Below are 18,423 nucleotides of genomic sequence, written 5' to 3'. Positions count from 1 at the left end.
CTGGTCGGATCCCGACGGTATGTACCGTGGGTCCGGCAGTAAATGCGTAGAGTCCTAAAGACTCGTGGGAAAAGGCGACGCATCCGACACCACTACTGTACTACACAGCGGAAGTGGATGTAGGTTTTTTCCTACTTTCTCGGCAGATAAAGCAGCGGCGACGTCAAAGACGTCGCCGCGGCCAAACCTTACTTGCTGACGCTGACGCCGTAGAAGGAGTTCAAGCCAAACGGGCTGATCTTGAAGTCCTGCACGTTGTCGCGCATGGGTTGGAACACCGTCGAGTGAGCGATAGGTGTCATTGGAACTGCATCTTTGAGGACGTGTTGCGCCTGTTTGTACAGTTCGGTGCGCTTGGCCTGGTCGGTTGTACGCTTGGCTTCTTTAACGATGCCGTCGAACTTCTTGTCGCACCATTTGGAGAAGTTGTTGCCTTGCAGCGAATCACAGCCGAACAGCACGTTCAGCCAGTTGTCCGGGTCCCCATTGTCACCGCTCCAGCCAATCAGCATTGCCTGGTTCTCGCCGCCTTTGGAGCGCTTGATGTACTCGCCCCATTCGTAGCTGACGATCTTGACCTTGAGACCGATCTTGGCCCAGTCGGACTGCAGCATTTCAGCCATCAGCTTGGCGTTCGGGTTGTACGGACGCTGTACCGGCATTGCCCACAGAACGATTTCGGTACCTTCCTTGACGCCGGCTTCCTTGAGCAGCTCTTTGGCTTTCTCAGGATCGTACTTGGCGTCCTTGATGGTGGTGTCATAAGACCATTGGGTTGGCGGCATGGCGTTGACGGCCAACTGGCCCGCGCCCTGGTAAACCGAGTCGATGATTTGCTGTTTGTTGACGGCCATGTCCAGTGCCTGACGCACTTTCAATTGGGCCAGCGGGTTTGGCTCGTTGCTGCCCTTGACCTTGTCCATCACGTTGTAGGCGATGTAACCCAGGTTGAAACCAGCCTGGTTAGGTACTTTCAGGGTCTTGTCTTCTTGCAGCGCCTTCAGGTCGGCCGGACGAGGGAACAGAGTGATCTGGCACTCGTTCTTCTTCAGCTTCTGGATGCGCACCGACGGGTCGGTGGTGATGGCGAAGATCAGGTTGTCGATCTTGACGTCGTCAGGCTTCCAGTAGTCCTTGTTCCCGGAGTAACGGATGTTGGAGTCTTTCTGGTAGCTCTTGAACACGAACGGACCAGTGCCGACCGGCTTCTGGTTGATGTCGGCGGCTTTGCCTTCCTTGAGCAGCTGGGCGGCGTACTCGGCGGATTGCACGGAAGCGAAGCTCATGGCCATGTTCTGGATGAACGCAGCATCAACTTCCTTCAGGGTGAACTTGACGGTTTTGTCGTCGACTTTATCGATCTTGGTGATGTTGGTATCCATCCCCATGTCGGTGAAGTACGGGAATTCGGTCGGGTACGCCTTACGGAACGGGTCATCCTTGTTAATCATGCGATTAAAGGTGAACAGCACGTCGTCGGCGTTGAACTCACGAGTGGGCTTGAAGTACGGGGTGGTGTGGAACTTGACGCCTTCACGCAGGTGGAAGGTGTATGTCAGGCCGTCCGGGGAAATGTCCCAGCTGGTCGCCAGACCTGGAATGACAGCGGTGCCGCCACGTTCGAACTGGGTCAAACGGTTGAACATGGTTTCTGCAGAGGCGTCGAAGTCGGTTCCGGTGGTGTACTGACCTGGATCGAAACCGGCCGGGCTCCCTTCGGAGCAGAACACCAGGTTAGTCGCTGCTTGGGCGAATGGTGCGCTAGCTAACAAGCTTGCGCCGACTAAAAACGGAATGACCGCGTGTTTAAGCATGTTGGCCTCATGATTTGTTGTCATTTTTGGAATTAGAGGACGACCTCGTGAGTCGTGCCTGCGGATACTTATGCAGGGGCCATACCCATTGCAAGATCTCGGGCGACCACAGGTGTTAAACAGTGGCACGAACGTACCTTAATGTCGCATATGTATAAATTCATGTTCATTTGACCGTTTGCGCGGGGTTTTTTCGGTGCGTCAGGCGCACCGACAAAGGGCAGTCTGCGCGCCTGGTGCACCCGATTAGAGCTCGGTGTTACTTATTTATACCCACACCATAGAAGGGTGTGAGACCGAACGGACTGATTTTGAAGTCGGTGACTTCCTTGCGTATCGGCTGGAACACCGTTGAGTTCGCAATGGGTGTGATAGGTACTTGTTGTTTAAGGATTTGTTGTGCCTGTTGGTACAAATTGACCCGTTGCTGTTTGTCAGTGGACACTTTGGCTTGCTGAATCAATTTGTCGTATGCCGGGTCGCACCACTTGGCGTAGTTGCTACCTTTCACAGCGGCGCAGCTATAGAGCACGCCGAGCCAGTTGTCGGGGTCGCCGTTGTCGCCGGTCCAACCGTAAATCATCGCGTCGTGTTCGCCGCTCTTGGCGCGCTTGATGTACTCGCCCCATTCATAGCTGACGATGTTGGCTTTGATCCCGATTTTCTCCCAATCCTGCTGGATCATCTGCGCCGACATCCGGGCGTTCGGGTTCGATGCGCGCTGCACGGTCATGGCCCACAAATTAATAGTCGTACCGGGTGCAACCCCTGCTTCTTTTAGTAGCGCCTTCGCTTTCGTCGGGTCGTAAGGCGCGTCCTTGATGCTCGGGTCATACGACCATTGGGCCGGAGGCAGGGCGTTCTGCGCCAGTTGGCCGGCACTTTGGTAGACGGCCTTGATGATCGCGGGTTTATCGATAGCCATGTCCAGCGCCTGACGGACCTTGAGCTGGTCCAGCGGTGGGTGGGTCACGTTGTAGGCCAGGAAACCAAGGTTGAACCCGGCTTGTTTGAGCACGGTGAGATTCGGGTCTTTCTCCATGACTTCGATGTCTGCTGGACGTGGGTAACCGCTGACCTGGCATTCGCCGGCCTTGAGTTTCTGCAAGCGTACGGCGGCGTCGGGGGTTATCGAGAACACCAAATTGTCTATTTTTACGTCCTCGGGTTTCCAGTACGACTTGTTGGCGGCGTAGCGGATCTGCGAGTCCTTTTGATAGCGCTTGAACACGAACGGGCCGGTGCCGACGGGTTTCTGGTTAATGTCCGCCGCTTTGCCTTCTTTTAACAGCTGCGCGCCGTACTCGGCGGATTGCACTGAGGCGAAGCTCATGGCGAGGTTTTGGATGAAAGCAGCGTCGATGTTGTTCAGGGTGAAACGCACGGTGTGGTCGTCGATTTTGTCGACGCTCTTGATCGTTTTGTTCAGGTCCATGTCGGTGAAGTATGGCGACTCGGCGGGGTAGGCTTTTCGGAAAACGTTTTCCGGATCGAGCAGGCGCTGGAAGGTGAAAAGCACGTCGTCAGCGTTGAAGTCCCGGGTCGGGGTGAAGTAGTCGGTGGTGTGGAACTTCACTCCATCGCGCAGGAAAAAGGTGTAGGTGAGGCCGTCCGTGGATACCTCCCATTTTGTTGCCAGACCGGGTTCGACTTCGGTGCCGCCACGTTTGAATTGGGTGAGGCGGTTGAAAACGGTTTCGGCCGAGGCATCGAAATCGGTACCGCTGGTGTATTGGCTGGGGTCGAAACCGGCAGGGCTGGCTTCGGAGCAGTAGACCAGAGTGGTGGCGGCTTGGGCCAATGGGGCGGTTGTTGCGAGGGCGAGAGCGAGCAGGAGTGGTTTGACGGTGGTTCTTTCCATGGAGTCCCCGGGATTTGAGTAACGATATTTTCCTGAGGGTAGCGTTGTTGGCGGGGAGGGCGGAAATATCCTTTTTTGAGGGGAACCCCTCTATCTGGGCATAGTGGGCCGGTTTTTGGGTTTTTGGCGGTGGGTAGGAACTGACAAAGGGTGTGATCTTTGACTGCATCCCGTTTTTTTCTGTGGGGGAGAGCTTGCCCGCGATGGCGGCCTGCCAGCGACCAGTCTCTTCCTGCCGACCCTTGATCGTTCCCTACGCTCCGCGTGGGAATGCAGCCAGGGACGCTCTGCGTTCCATTTTTGTGTTGAACGATGTGTAAGAAACACAGAGCTTTCCCACGCATTTTTCAGGTTGCCGGGTAGGAAGCAGTCCTTCTAACCTTTGGCTGTCGCTGCAGTTTCAGCGACCAGGCGTGGAAACCTGGATCTCTTAGTAGCCGCATAGCTGAACCATCGTATTCGTTGCCGACGTCTTCGTTCGTCTGCAAACTGCGTCCTGGCGGCTGTGCGTGGGCAGGCTTCGGTCTGGCCGGGTCCTACTAACCGGTATTTCCACCCTGCGTGCAGCCGCCACCTATTTGTCGTGTGGAAACGACATTGGATGGCTCCCATTTCAAGTAGGAGTTTTTCCATGGATAAGTTAATCCCCGATCCACCCACCACATCCGAAGCTCAAGATTTACCCTCCGAGACTTTACTCAAAGACCGCGAAGCCATAAAACGCGCCCTCGACTACTACCTCGATCCCCCGAATCAATACACGGCCACCTCCCGGCGTCCGAGCACCATGTTCTTGGTCGCTCCGAATATGGATACCGAAAGCCTGTTGGCGCAAGCCTGCGAGTCCCTGGCTTCCGCGAGTGTTATGGCCAGTGATTTCGCCACCAACCTGATCGGCCCGCAGCGCAATACGGTGTTGGCGATTCAGCAGATCATCATGCTGGCGGAGTTGGCAGTGAATCGGGCGCTGGATAACGTCGATCCGCAAGCGTAGGCAGATACCGTTCGTTCCCCGGTTCTGTGGCGCTAACACCCGGTAAACCGTCGGGGGAACTTACTCCCCCGACGGTTAAGAGAATGTGCGCATCACGCTCTTTCGGTATTGCGTTGCCAACAAGTCGACCCACCGGTTCCTTTCATAATGCACACCGTCAATGCAGCTGACTTCAGTGATTTCCATTGCTGTGCCACATAAGAAGGCACCATCAAAATGGCCCAATTCCGAACTCGAAATGTCCCTCTGTATCACTTGCAGATCCATCACCGGGCACAGCTCATCGATGATGACGCGGCGAGTGATGCCCGCCAGTGCCATTTTGGTCGTCGGTGTAATGAGTTGGCTGCCCTTCACAAAAAAGATATTGGAACCACTGGACTCGCAGACCGTATCGTTGGTCGAGAGAAACAGCACGTCGTCAAATGCCTCATCTTTATCATGGAAGCTCAAAAAACTGATCGCATAGGTGGACGAGGTTTTGGCTTGATACGGATGGCAATCGGCGGGCGCGCGTCTCCAACTGGCGGTCGTGAGCCTGTAAGGTGTGGTCGCTGCCTTCGGAGCAAATGGCAGTACGAATATCGCCACTTTGCTGCGGCAACCTCGCCCCATGAAACTGACGTCGGCTTCGTCATAAAACACAATGATTTTAATGTACGCGTCTTGCAGCTCGTTGCGCTTGAGTAGTTCATTGCACGCCTCAGTCAGCGTTGCGTTGGTGTAATGCAGGGCATGTTTGAACAAGCGGGCTGACTGTTGTAACCGTTCTAAGTGCTCCTCGCACTTGAAAACCTTGCCGCCATAACTGCGTATGCCTTCGTAGACTGAGGAGGCATAGGACAGCGAGTGTGTGACGGGTGACAAGTTAATCTGATCAAGCTGGAGGTATACGCCGTCCAGCCAGGCGAGAGCCGTGGTCATCATCTATTTCCTGATTGATGTTCTTATGATGTTTACAGCGAAGTGAGACGTTAATTCTTTATGATTTCTCGCGCGGTCAGTGCGTTGTAGAACTCGCCCTTGATCAACCCTTCACCTTCATAGCTATTGGGGCGTCCACCTTGACGTTCGAGTTCCTTGATGATGGATTCGTAGTCGTCCACGGGGACGATCCTGAAGTCCATACTGACTCGCGTCATGTTTTCCATGTTCTCTGCGGTCCCGTGCAGAATCCGGGGGTCAAACATCAAGCATTGACCGTAACGAAGGTTGGTCGGCATGGCGTCGGTGCGCAGATCGGCCATCAGTTGGGGACGTTGCTTTGCATAGTCAAAAAAGGCGCCCCGACTTTCTTTGTATTCGTCATTGTTATAACCCTGCTCTTGCGCAAAGGCTTTAAGAGTGTTGATGCTGGCAGTTCTGGAGCAAACGCTGAGCGCGCCGGTATTTTTCACGTCACAAAATGGCAGCCACATGTTGATCTGTTGAAAATAATCGCCCAGCAGCGTGTCCGAGTGATGGGTGAAAAGTTCGCCATCCGGCAACCTGTATCGATCATCCAGTTTGGCGGGGATGTGATAGCGGACCAATGGGTTGTGTTCGAATACGAAATCAAAATCCAGATGATCGCTAAGCCAATGAACAAACTTGTAATACGCCTCGATCATCGGCGCCCCGAGTGTTTGCAGAGGGTCATGCCAATGGCCGGAGTCTTCCAGATGATTGCTGATTTCTTCCTGGCTCAGGCATTCATGTATTTTGTTCAGTGCAAAGTCGGTTTTCAGGTTGTAGCGACTGGCTAAGGTCTTTTGAAGTGTCCCTGCCAAGTCAAAGTCCGACGTTGGGTAATCCATGATAGAGATGCCGTTCTCTATCCTATGAACACTGTAAAGCTGTTTGTTGATATCGAAAAAAGACATTTTAAACTCCTTGTTAGCTGTCTCTCGTACTTGAAAACTCATGCATTTGATGCGGGTTGTTCGTTCGGATCGGAATCAGCCAGCTCTCCAGGTCCACCACCCGGTTGGCGCCCATCCGTATCTTTATATCGATTGCTCCCCGCCCTAGGCAGTTGTTCTTGAAGCCTAATGATTCTGCCACTTTGTACAGTTGGTAATAATCGCTGACGTACAGGTTCAGCCCCGCCGGAACCTGGCTTCGGTCTTGACCCTGAACCAGTTGCGAGAAAACCCCGCGTTGTTCATCGGCGTAACTGAGCGAGCCATAGACCGGTGCATGGGTCGTTTTGTCGTAGTTAATTTTGATGTAGTACTTTGAACCTTCCGTCGACCGTGCTAGTGCCTGCATTGCCTCGAGCGAATAGAGGTTTTTGACGTGCTGGTATTTATCCACATTGAAGGATTGAAGAAGTGAGAACGCCACCAACACCTCGCTGTTCTCGGACAATTCACCAAGACGGTATACCTGCGTATGACAGAGGTCCTCAGCCCGGCGCGTCAGGCGCATCATTTCTTTGTAGTGTTTCCTACCCATCGAAGTGAGCAAGCACTCATCCAGGGTTCCCTCAACCTGTAGGTAGGCGACTTGCATGAAGGGCACAGGGATGATTTCTAGTTCATATTGCTGCCGTATCGAATCTGTCGACTTCTCCATGGAGGGCACTAACAGCCAGTCGGCTGTCTGTGCCTCTTGTGCAAGCGTGTTCAGGTAGTGCGGATCGGGGCGTTCGGAAACGGGTAGATAAAAAAAGCCCGGGGCTACATAAGCCTGTTCCTCATGCAGGGCGCTATGCTGAACCACCGTTCCTTTGAGTGTTGCTTCCCAATGGGCTATTCCACACAGGGGTAGTTGTGGGCGGGAGACACCATAGCTGATACAAAACGCATCTCGTTGCGCGTGCAATTCCATGTTTACGATCCTTGTATAGCCACTCGTAAGGATTTATTCGGGGCTTTTTATGCCGTTTTTTCAACCAGCCGTTTTTCGTGATTGAAATTGAAGTTTCTGTTGCCGAGTGCGGAAAGCCCGGGATTGTGAGTAATGATGAAAAACAACGTATTGGGCAGCGCAGAAATGAGCTTTTGAATCAACTGAACCTCATCCGCTCTGTTCAACTCTGAAGTCGCTTCATCGAGGATGACGATCGCCGGGGTATTGAGGGTCAGATCAAGCAATGCCAGTCGTTGTAGTTCTGACTTGCTCAGGTTTATTTCACCATTCCAGGGGACGTGTTGGTTAAAGCCATCCTGCAATTGCTCGACAACATCCGAGAGCCCGAGATAGGCCGCGCGTTGATTGAGTTCTTCCAGTGACGGGTTGTTAAAGTGCTGCGCCAGCGAACCCGGTTTAAACACGGGGTTGGAGGTCAGTAGCTGGACTTCTTCCGCATGCTGGCGTGCTAGGTACCCATCGGTGCCGCCTAGCGTGGATATCTGCCCTTGGCTTGGGAACAAACTGCCCACTACCAGGTTGGCAAACGTTGATTTTCCGACGCCACTGGCACCCATGATCACAACGACTTCATTCTCATGGAACGATTGGTCGAAGTGTTCGAGCACCGTTGAGCCGCTGTTCGGGTTAATGAACGTGACATCGGAAAAGGACACCAACGGGGCATTCGAACCGACCTTTGTCTGCACCGGCGAAGGTCGAGGCTGAAAGCTGGCAACCACCAGGCGATCAGCACTGTCCAGGACTTGCCGGAGTTCAACGAGACATCTGCCGAGTCGTGCAAAAATCGCAATCAGGCTGTAGGAGAGACTGATCGCCAAAACGTTCGCCATGCTGACCGTGCCCGTTGCATGGAAGTAAATCATTGACGCAACGATGCATGACAGGAAAAAAACGCCCATCAAATCCAGCTTGTAGCTGTACCAGCGACGCGTTGCTGCATTGTCCAGCGAGGCGAATGCCCGAGTAGTCACGCTGGGTGACAACCAATCCAGAATCATCGAATTGTCGTGTGCATTATCAAATCGACCACCTGACCAATTCAGTGCCTGAACACGTGCAAACAAGGTGGACGTGGCGTCGATTTCCCCGGTATTGAATCGCCGGAGTAACTCGCCGGAGTTTCTTGCGCCATACCAGTAGCAAAGCCCGATAACAACGAACGGCAGCAATACATAGAGGTTGTTCAGCATGACGTAGCCGATTGTTATCAACAGCAAGGTTACGGCGCCAACCGTTTCCAGCAACAACACCGGCAGAACCTCATCGACGCGACGCTGATCCCAGGTCAGCTTGTTCTGACTGTCACGATTAACCTCTTGAGCCAGGGTGTGGTCCAGGCCTGGATTCATCAAATTAGCGAAGTAATGAATGCATTGGGTTGAGGCTGCATCAATACTTTTCCTGACGGTAATCAGCGCCCCGAAAATCGACAGGACCGCACTCACCACTAAAACACTGACCAGCCCGATCAAGGACAGCTGCAAGTGTGTCGTGAGATAACCGCTGGCAATAATGTAATCGCCCGCAATGGTAAACACTTCTTTAAGGGCGAATAGCGCGAAGGCTATCAACGAGATTTTCCACAGGCCGAAATCCAGCAGGCTTCTTGTGATTGACCTTGAGCGTGTCGTTGCAGTTTTTGACCGCTCGGGTACAGAGAGAGGCTCTGCTTCGTCTGCCGGAACAACCGGGGCGAGGTTCTCGGAGCGGGTGCCAACAGGGTGTGAATGCGCTGCAAGTTGATTGGTTTGCACGTGCGCAATGTTGCCGCCCGCCACTGTCCAGACTTCTTGCGCGGCCGCTTTCTCTTCCTGTTTGTCCGTGACAAAAATGACGTTGGTATCGCGCCATGGACCTTGCAGAAGTGAAACAAGCAGGCCCGCCGCGAGGCTTTCGTCCAGACCCGAAGTGGGTTGGTCAATGAAGATCCACTGCGGCTGTGCGACCAAGGCTCTGGCCAACTCAAGACGCTTTCCCTGGCCTCTAGAAACGTCCCAGTTGCCCTCTGCGCCATGGGTGAGGTCATTCAGGTAATCAACGTAAAAGTGCTCGGGTAAGCGAGACAGAGCGAAGGCGCGGCAGGCCTCGTCGTCTGAAAAGTCTCTGCGGTAAAGACTCAGGTTCTCGCGAAGCCCGCCTGCAAACATCCACGGCTCGTCTGGAATGAAGATTGCTCGGCCGTCAGTGTCGTCAAGACATTGCGCTCGGTTTCGTAGCACCGAGGTCTTGCCGCTGCTCGCGGTCCCGATAATCGCAATATGTTTAGCCTGGGTGGTCGGTAGCTGTACCGGTTCAAGGTGGGACGAATCAGCGTGATTGGCACGAAGGAAATACTCGATGTTTTTGTGCCCGACAAATCCTTGAGAGATGCTTTGCACAATATCCGGAATGTTATTGGCGACGGATCTCAAGCCGCCAATCAATGCCATGGCCGCCAACACTCCAGGTGCATCGACGTGACCCAGATAGACTAGCTGCAACAGTGCCGCACTGAGCAGCGCCGCAATGGGCGTCATCGTCGAGATCAAACTGATCGCCGCCACCAGGCGGGCCGCTTTTTTCAGCGACGCTGCTTCGGGGTTTCGTTTGTCGGCGTAGTCGCTTATCAGTTTGGCATTCCAGTTCTTAAGCCAGGCCTGGCGTCGGTTTTTTGTAGCGAACACGCCTATCTCAATGCGTTGCGTGGCGTTCAGTGATAGTTGTGCATAGGTCATGCTCAGTCGTTGAGCCACCCAGAACACGACCAGTGAACTGACGATAATGACCGCCAACGCGGCCAAGGCACTGACGCCTAGGGCAAAGAAGAAGAATATTGAGGTAAAGATGACCGTGGCGAGTGCCAGCGAGATTGTTATAAGTCCCGACCATGAAGATTCGACACGTGCCGCTTCGCGGTCAAACAGCGTGGTGAGGCTGAGTGGAGACGAGCCACCCAGCGAACTGTTCTTTTTGAGCAGAAGGCGTTGTTCCACATAAGAGCGACCGCCGACACCCACCAGTTCAGCCAAAAAAAACGAGTGGTTGAGCGCCAGCCAGGCGCAGTAGGTCAGCGCCATGCAGGTGGCCCCGAGCGCGATGTTCGACATGACCACCGAGTCGTCTTGTATGAGCTGCGCCAGTAACGATTTGAGGGTAATGGCGGCGCCAAATGCCGCCGCGGTATGTACACCGATGGCCACAAACGCCAACACGATATCTTGTCTGAGGGCTGCAAAAATCCTGAGGTGAAGCCTGTCCTTCCCGTTTTCTTTCCCTGCATCCTGTATCGCAGCGCCACGCCAGCGCTGCCAGCGGGACGCGTGAACGGAACGTGCGCCTCGATGGCGTCCAGGTTCAGGGATCTGAAACCATAAAATTGTGTTCAGGATTTTTGCAATCTTCATGGGGTCAGTTGTATGCCGGCTTGGTTGGAGGTGTTGTATCCATTGCACGATGCGAGTAGTCAGCGCAGGCAATGTCGGCAAACCGGTCGCAAAGCAGAGTGATCATGTTCCAGCCTTCGCTCAGGGTTTCACGCAGCTCTTCGATTTCCTTGGGTGATGCCTGATTCAGCAGTTCTATGCCCATACTGACGTGGCTGCCATCATCTTCACCGTGCTCTTGGAAGTGCGGCATGCTGGTAAACACGCGGGCCGCCTCGCTATGGAAAATCTCGCCGCTGCCTTCCAGCACGATGTGCATCAGCAATGTCTTGACCATGTCGTTCTTGTAGAGCATTTGATGCCTGAACCATTCCATGGTTGACAGGAATGCCGCGTCCCCTATGGGCGAGTGAGTGGCATGGCGCTGATTGCGCAGATTGTTGTTGTGTCCCAGTTCTTCCACTAGGTGTTCAAGCGCGATTTTCTTGTGTGCAGGATCAAGCGTCATCGCCACACGTATATGCAGCAGGTTCTGAAACATGTCTGACCAGGTCTGCAGGCAATCGAGAAGCCTTTCACGTACTTCGGGCTGATCGATCGACGGTGAATTGATCAGCGAAAGCAGCCGACTGTTCCTGAAGCTCTCCAGATAACCCTCGTTATCTTTTAACAGCCCGTCGGCGGGCTTGGCATTGACTGTTTCTTGAGCCTTGAAGTCGACATTCGGTTGAAGGGTGTTCTCGTACAGGGCCTTGCCGTTGAACTGAATAGATAGTGCCCAGAAACCATCGTTGGTGCCTTTGAAACCATGCCGCGAGTGGGGCGGGACCAGCACCATATCGCCCGCCTCGATGTTTCGTTCTGTATCGCCAAGGGTTTTCCCCGAGCCGTCACAAATCAGGATCAGGCTCGCCTCGGGGTGTTGATGAACCGACAATTCCTGGTCCTTTTCGAGTCTGACCCAGCTAAGGGCCACCTCGCTTTTGGACGGAATGAACTGGGCCAGCGCGGGATGTTGGGAAAATATTTTTACAACACCCAAGTCGTGTAAGGCGCCATTCACCACCACGCTGTTGAGGGGGGCGATGTCACTTCTAGAGATAACTTCCATATCGTCTATTCCTATTGTTGGCAATTAACTTGCGGAACTTAGTCTGTTCAGGTGGTCAATAGCTGTATAAAACTTCTTGCGATCATTGCTGGCAATGACCACTAGGCCGATTTTGTCATCGTTTATGTGCGGTCTTCCCAGCGGGGGATTGGCTTCGCCCATTACTAGTCTGATGATGTCCACTTCCTGCATGTAATCCCTGATCAGGTCCGGGGTCAGTGGTTCATAAAAAAGATGAGAGCCAGCAAATTTGTAGTGTGTCAGTTGAGTGTTGGTAGTGTCCGATTCGGCTTCGTGACTATGAAAGCGCAGTGTTTCTCTAAAAAGATCAACGCCTGTTGTGAGCTCAACCAATAAGCCGATGTAATCACCGCCGACGCGGTTGTTGACTTCTATCAGATGAAATTTTCCATCTGCTATTGTTACTTCAATATGGCAAGGCCCATGTGTGTGATTGATTGCGGTCAGCAGGCGCTCGCAATAACGACTCAATTCGCTGAATGTGTCGCTGTCGAGATTGTCCGGCGAGATGATGTGCTGCTCTTCTGCGAGCGATGTTTTGTATAGTTGTTTATTGGTTATGGCGAGGACTCGGTGTTGTGAGTCAATAGTCAGTGTTTCGACACTGACTTCACGTCCGTTTAAAAACTCTTCCGCCAGCATGACGACATTTTCATGATCGAGTCTCTCCAGCGTATCGAGCAGGGATGCGGAGTCTTTGATGATGAAGACGTTTTCGCTACCGGAGCCCGTTGGGTCTTTTAATACCATTCCATTTGGATAACAGTTGAAAAACGCTTCGACGTCTCTTCTTGTTTTACAGATCTTGCTGGCAACGGCGAATTCAGTATGTTCCAGCCTGGATCGCATCAAAGGTTTGCAGATGCATATTTCGCAGGTTTCGTAATCGATGCCTGGGATGGCGTAATGTTGACTGGCACGTGCGGCGGAAAGCAGCCCATCCTCCGTGAATGAAAAAATGTAATCGATAGACTGCGTTTTTAGTATTTTATTTATTTCTTCGATGATGGTGATTTCGGAGAAATCATTGACGAGATGAATTTTGTTGGTAAGTGCTGCGAGGTTTTTACCCTGTGACTCAGGAAGTTGCAGCACGATGAAGTTAAAGTCTAAACCTTCAAAGTGCATAAAGGTTTCGTCATGTCCGCCGATCAGTACAATGTTTTTCATAAAGTTCCATTGTTGGCGAGTGGGGCCAATTGTCAAGGCTGTTATCTCGTGCTTTTAGGTGAGGCATGAGCTCGATTTTAATGGGAGGGATTCAGTTGCATATAGTGGGTCGATTAAGCTGTTGGTGTGTGACAAGAGCTATCTATAACTGAATATTAGCTCGGTTAAAGTTGCTGGGAAATGGTGTGTGGTAAAAACAGATCCTTCTTACAGTGCCTGAGCGACATGCTTTAATTTGGTGAGAGATGCTTCCTAAAAAAGTGTAAGTTGTTTCCTTCAGAAATGTTGATGTACAGATAGAGTTATTCTCCTATAACTCAGTGATCGGACCTGAGATTCCATGCATTGGATAATGTTGATCCGCCGTGGTAGCTGTAGGAACTGCCGAAGGCCGCGATCTTTTGATCTTCCTTCGCGCAATGACTACGGTGCCAGTTAGAAAGCCAGGATCGCAGTCTTCGGCCGCTCCTACAGGGGCGCAGTTTTGGGTGGGCAATAAAAAACGGCGATCACGTCAATGATCGCCGTTTTTCTAGACGGATCAGCCAATCAAGGCATCAACACTTCAATCGCGCCATCCGCGGTCATGCTGACCTGGCTTGTGCCCGCCTCAACTTCTGGCGTCACCGGGGCGCTGTCCATGCTCGCCGCTTTCATCATCATCGGGCCGCGCATGAAGGGCTGTGGATAGCCGTTGCTGTTGAGGTTCAGGTTGACGATTTTGTAGCTCTTGCCACCCAGCGCGTCAGTGGCTAGTTGGGCGCGGGCCTTGAAGGCGGTGACGGCGTCTTTGAGCAGCGCGTCTTCGCTGGCTTTGCGTGTTGGTGTGGCGATGGCGAAGTCCATGCCGCCCATTTTCAGGTCGGTCAGCAGTTCGCCAGTCAGCTTCGACAGAGCGGCAAAGTCCGAGCTTTCCAGGCGCAGTTCGGCGCGTTCACGCCAGCCGGTGATTTTCTGGCCCTTGGTGTCGTAGATCGGGTAGCTGTTGCGGCTGCCCTGGCGCAGGGTGATTTCCTTGACCTCTTTGGCCTGGGCCAGCGCCTTGTTCATGGTGGTGCTGACGTCGGCGGCGAGTTTGGCCGGGTCGCTGTTTTGATCTTCGGTGTAGAGCGTCACGATCATCAGGTCGCGGGGCACTTCCTGACTGACTTCGGCGCGCAGGGAAATCTGGTTGTAATGAAGTTCGTCGGCGGCCAGGGCCGGGAGGCTGGCAACGGTGCCGGCACTGAGGGCAAGAAGGGCGGCGCTGCGGCGGAAACTGTGCATGAAAACTCCTTGGGCGATGCGCAGGGGTTAAAGTCCGGGCCTGCGTGAAACCATCAGACTCTAGCGGTAATGATCCGGTTCGCACAGTTACAACTTCTATACAGATGAAGGGCCGGTGGCCACTTCGCGATGGCTGCCTTATAGATGCCACAACCCTTTCTGCCATGTGGCTGTTTGCCGCAGTTTTGCCTGCCAGCCCCCGTGCTTGGTTATACTCCGTGCGATCCGCCTGGAGCGCTCATCAGGAGAGCTCATGCTCGCCCCCGTACAAATCACTTCCGCAACTCGCCAGAACCTCTGGCGGCTGACGATCATCCGCACGTTGGTGCTCGCCGCTCAGGCCGGCTCCGTGGGCCTGGCCTACTGGTTCGATCTGCTGCCGTTGCCGTGGGTGCAATTGGCGATGACCCTCGGCTGCTCGATGCTGTTGTGCGCATTCACGGCGGTTCGCCTGCGTACTTCGTGGCCGGTGACCGAGCTCGAATATGCCCTGCAACTGGCCTGCGATCTGTTTATCCACAGTGCCTTGCTGTATTTCTCCGGTGGCTCGACCAACCCGTTCGTCTCTTATTACCTGGTGCCGCTGACCATCGCCGCCGTGACGTTGCCGTGGCGCTATTCGGTGGTGCTGTCCGGTATCGCCCTGGCGCTTTATACCTTGCTGCTGGCGCGGTTCTATCCGCTGGAAACGTTCCCGATCGCCCGGGAAAACCTGCAGATATACGGTATGTGGCTGAGTTTTGCCCTCGCCGCCGCCGTGATCACCTTCTTTGCTGCGCGCATGGCCGAAGAACTGCGTCGTCAGGAAGAACTGCGCGCCATTCGTCGTGAAGAAGGCCTGCGTGACCAACAGTTGCTGGCCGTTGCGACCCAGGCTGCCGGCGCCGCCCATGAACTGGGCACGCCACTGGCAACCATGAGCGTGCTGCTCAAGGAAATGCGTCAGGACCATCCAGACCCGCTGTTGCAGGACGATTTGAGCGTGCTGCAGGACCAGGTCAAGTTGTGCAAGGAAACCTTGCAGCAGCTGGTCCGAGCGGCGGAAGCCAATCGCCGCCTGGCGGTGGAAATGCAGGACGTGACCGACTGGCTCGATGAGGCGCTGAATCGCTGGCACCTGATGCGCCCGGAAGCCAGTTACCGCTTTCAGCGCCTGGGTCAGGGCACCGTGCCGCGCATGGCGCCGCCGCCAGACCTGACGCAAGCCCTGCTGAATTTGCTCAACAACGCCGCCGATGCCTGTCCCGAAGGGCTGCAAGTGACGCTGGACTGGAATGCCGAAGACCTGACCATCAGCATTCGCGACCACGGCGCCGGTGTGCCACTGGCCATCGCCGAACAGATCGGCAAACCGTTTTTTACCACCAAGGGCAAAGGTTTCGGCCTGGGCCTGTTTTTGAGCAAGGCCAGCGTGACACGCGCTGGCGGCTCAGTGAAACTCTACAGTCATGAGGAAGGCGGCACGCTCACCGAGCTGCGCCTGCCCCGTGTCGCCCGAGGAGACGAACATGAGTGACGAGATCCAAGTTGAAGGCGAAGAACTGCCGCATTTGCTGCTGGTGGACGACGATGCAACCTTCACCCGCGTAATGGCCCGCGCCATGGCCCGCCGTGGTTTTCGCGTCAGCACCGCCGGTTCCGCCGAAGAAGGCCTGACCATTGCCCAGGCCGACATCCCGGATTACGCCGCGCTGGACCTGAAAATGGACGGCGACTCGGGTCTGGTGCTGCTGCCCAAACTGCTCGAGCTCGACCCGGAAATGCGCGTGGTGATCCTCACCGGTTACTCCAGCATCGCCACGGCCGTCGAGGCGATCAAGCGCGGGGCCTGCAACTACCTGTGCAAACCGGCGGACGCCGATGACGTGCTGGCTGCGCTGCTCTCCGAGCATGCCGACCTCGACACCCTGGTGCCGGAAAACCCGATGTCGGTGGACCGCCTGCAGTGGGAACACATCCAGCGCGTGTTGACCGAGCACGAAGGCAACATCTCCGCCACAGCCCGCGCCCTGGGCATGCACCGCCGCACGCTGCAGCGCAAACTGCAAAAGCGTCCGGTGCGCCGCTGAACGGGCGCTGAACGATCATCGCCTGCGCTCGCAGTAACCCGAACCGATCATCTATGATCGGTTCGTGTGTGTTCTTTTCTTTATTGAGCCTTATCCATGAATCAGAACGCTGAATATTCCGCGGTCAACGATGCTGTACGCGGGCAGTTTTTTCGCAAAGTCTGGGCGATGACCACGCCTTATTGGCGCAGCGAAGAGAAGGGCAAGGCCTGGACGTTGCTGATCGCCGTGATTGCGCTGTCGCTGTTCAGCGTGGCGATTTCGGTGTGGATCAACAGTTGGTACAAGGATTTCTATAACGCCCTGCAAAAGAAGGACGAAGCAGCCTTCTGGCAGCTGATTCTGTATTTCTGTGGCATTGCGGCGGTGGCGATCCTGGGAGCGGTGTACCGGCTCTATCTGACCCAGATGCTGACCATTCGCTGGCGAGCCTGGCTCACCGAAAAACACTTCGCCCGTTGGCTGGGCAGCAAGAATTACTACCAGCTGGAGCAGGGCGGCTACACCGATAACCCGGACCAGCGGATTTCCGAAGACCTCAATAAATTCACCACCAACACCTTGGGCCTGGGCCTCGGGCTGATACGCAACATCGTCAGCCTGGTGTCGTTTTCGATCATTTTGTGGGGCGTGTCGGGCAGCATCGAAGTGTTTGGCTTCACGATCCCCGGCTACATGTTCTGGTGCGCACTGGTTTACGCCGCTGTCGGCAGCTGGTTGACGCATGTGATCGGTCGTCGTTTGATCGGCCTCAACAACAACCAACAACGTTACGAAGCCGACTTGCGTTTCTCCATGGTGCGGGTCCGCGAGAATGCCGAGAGCATCGCGTTGTACAACGGCGAGCCCAACGAAAACCGCCGACTGAGCAGTCGCTTCGGTCTGGTCTGGCACAACTTCTGGGACATCATGAAAGTGTCCAAGCGCCTGACTTTCTTCACGTCCGGTTATGCTCAGATCGCAATCATCTTCCCGTTCATGGTCGCGGCGCCGCGTTACTTTGCCGGCAAGATCGAGCTCGGTGAGCTGATGCAAATCAACTCCGCGTTCGGCAATGTGCAGGAGAACTTCAGCTGGTTCATCAGTGCGTACCAGGACCTCGCCGAGTGGCGCGCCACCTGTGATCGTCTCCTGAGCTTCCGCCAAGCCATGGCTGACAACGAAGAACGTGCGCCAGCCATCGACGTGCAGAACGCGGGTACGGCATTGCGCGTGCACAACCTCGGTCTCGATCTGGCTGACGGTCGCCACTTGCTGACCAACGCCGAGATGACGGTGGAGGAGGGCGAGCGCGTGATGCTCAGCGGGCGTTCCGGCAGCGGCAAATCGACCTTGCTGCGAGCGATGGGGCATCTGTGGCCCGCCGGTCACGGCAGTATTCGTCTGCCGACCTCGCGTTATCTGTTCTTGCCGCAAAAACCTTATCTGCCCATTGGTACGCTCCGCGAAGCGCTGAGTTATCCACAGGCCGGCGATACGTATCCGCATGAGCGTTACGTGCACGTGCTGGAAACCTGCCGTTTGCCGCACCTCGTCGCGCGTCTGGACGAAGCCAATCACTGGCAGCGCATGTTGTCGCCGGGCGAGCAGCAACGGCTGGCCTTCGCCCGCGCGCTGCTGTTTGCACCGAAGTGGCTGTACATGGACGAAGCCACCTCGGCGATGGACGAAGAGGATGAAGGGTCGTTGTATCAGGCCTTGATCGATGAGATTCCGGGACTGAGTATCCTCAGCGTCGGCCATCGCAGCAGTCTGAAGCGTTTCCATCCACGGCATGTGCGAATCGAGAACGGCCATTTGGTGGACCAAACAGTAACCGCATAACCACCACCGCCAAAGTAGGAGCTGTCGAGTGAAACGAGGCTGCGATCTTTTGATCTTGCTCTGTTAAAAAACAAC

Annotated in this window: 13 protein-coding genes; 4 read left to right on the top strand and 9 right to left on the bottom strand. The window is 54.7% G+C overall.

Annotated features, from left to right (window positions below; genetic code table 11):
* Positions 1-188: 188 nt before the first annotated feature.
* Together HNR03_RS19650 and HNR03_RS19645 are read right to left on the bottom strand one after the other, a co-directional pair.
* Positions 189-1,814 (bottom strand): ABC transporter substrate-binding protein, encoded by a 1,626-nt coding sequence (locus HNR03_RS19650; RefSeq protein ID WP_259155326.1) that lies wholly within the window; start codon positions 1,812-1,814, stop codon positions 189-191.
* Positions 1,815-2,073: 259 nt separating this feature from the next.
* Entirely contained in the window at positions 2,074-3,675 is a 1,602-nt protein-coding gene (locus HNR03_RS19645; RefSeq protein ID WP_259155325.1) for an ABC transporter substrate-binding protein, read from the bottom strand.
* A 631-nt stretch (positions 3,676-4,306) separates the two neighbouring features.
* On the opposite strand from HNR03_RS19645, the gene HNR03_RS19640 reads away from it, so the two are divergent.
* Entirely contained in the window at positions 4,307-4,669 is a 363-nt protein-coding gene (locus HNR03_RS19640; RefSeq protein ID WP_259155324.1) for a DUF6124 family protein, read from the top strand.
* A gap of 75 nt (positions 4,670-4,744) precedes the next feature.
* Here the strand turns inward: HNR03_RS19640 and HNR03_RS19635 are convergent, their stop codons facing one another.
* The 7 genes from HNR03_RS19635 to HNR03_RS19605 all read right to left on the bottom strand — a co-directional run bounded on the left by HNR03_RS19635 (position 4,745) and on the right by HNR03_RS19605 (position 14,455).
* Positions 4,745-5,593 (bottom strand): aminotransferase class IV, encoded by an 849-nt coding sequence (locus HNR03_RS19635; protein ID WP_259155323.1) that lies wholly within the window; start codon positions 5,591-5,593, stop codon positions 4,745-4,747.
* A 50-nt stretch (positions 5,594-5,643) separates the two neighbouring features.
* Positions 5,644-6,531, bottom strand: a complete 888-nt coding sequence (locus HNR03_RS19630; protein WP_259155322.1) for a phytanoyl-CoA dioxygenase family protein — start codon at positions 6,529-6,531, stop codon at positions 5,644-5,646.
* Between the two features lie 13 nt (positions 6,532-6,544).
* Positions 6,545-7,480, bottom strand: coding sequence for a hypothetical protein (locus HNR03_RS19625; RefSeq protein WP_259155321.1), 936 nt, complete (start codon positions 7,478-7,480; stop codon positions 6,545-6,547).
* Positions 7,481-7,527: 47 nt separating this feature from the next.
* Positions 7,528-10,908: an ATP-binding cassette domain-containing protein gene (locus HNR03_RS19620; protein ID WP_259155320.1), complete on the bottom strand. Its 3,381-nt coding sequence runs from the start codon at positions 10,906-10,908 to the stop codon at positions 7,528-7,530.
* A gap of 4 nt (positions 10,909-10,912) precedes the next feature.
* On the bottom strand, positions 10,913-11,998 hold the full coding sequence (locus HNR03_RS19615) for an AraC family ligand binding domain-containing protein (protein WP_259155319.1): 1,086 nt from the start codon (positions 11,996-11,998) through the stop codon (positions 10,913-10,915).
* 24 nt (positions 11,999-12,022) lie between these two features.
* The gene (locus HNR03_RS19610; RefSeq protein ID WP_259155318.1) at positions 12,023-13,189 is read right to left on the bottom strand and encodes an acetyl-CoA carboxylase biotin carboxylase subunit family protein; all 1,167 of its coding nucleotides are present in this window, start codon (positions 13,187-13,189) and stop codon (positions 12,023-12,025) included.
* 549 nt (positions 13,190-13,738) lie between these two features.
* Positions 13,739-14,455 (bottom strand): SIMPL domain-containing protein, encoded by a 717-nt coding sequence (locus HNR03_RS19605; protein WP_259155317.1) that lies wholly within the window; start codon positions 14,453-14,455, stop codon positions 13,739-13,741.
* A 253-nt stretch (positions 14,456-14,708) separates the two neighbouring features.
* On the opposite strand from HNR03_RS19605, the gene HNR03_RS19600 reads away from it, so the two are divergent.
* From HNR03_RS19600 to HNR03_RS19590, 3 genes are all read left to right on the top strand, one after another.
* On the top strand, positions 14,709-15,971 hold the full coding sequence (locus HNR03_RS19600) for an ATP-binding protein (protein ID WP_259155316.1): 1,263 nt from the start codon (positions 14,709-14,711) through the stop codon (positions 15,969-15,971).
* A complete protein-coding gene (locus HNR03_RS19595; RefSeq protein WP_007901386.1) occupies positions 15,964-16,524 on the top strand; it encodes a response regulator transcription factor in 561 nt (186 codons plus the stop codon). The genes HNR03_RS19600 and HNR03_RS19595 overlap by 8 nt, the downstream gene beginning before the upstream one ends.
* A gap of 96 nt (positions 16,525-16,620) precedes the next feature.
* A complete protein-coding gene (locus HNR03_RS19590; RefSeq protein ID WP_259155315.1) occupies positions 16,621-18,348 on the top strand; it encodes an ABC transporter ATP-binding protein/permease in 1,728 nt (575 codons plus the stop codon).
* The last annotated feature ends 75 nt before the right edge of the window (positions 18,349-18,423 follow it).

It is taken from the genome of Pseudomonas sp. JAI111 (genome assembly GCF_024809425.1).
GTDB lineage: Bacteria > Pseudomonadota > Gammaproteobacteria > Pseudomonadales > Pseudomonadaceae > Aquipseudomonas.
The sequence above is the reverse complement of the archived record's forward strand: the minus strand, read 5'-3'. Positions and strand labels throughout refer to the sequence as shown.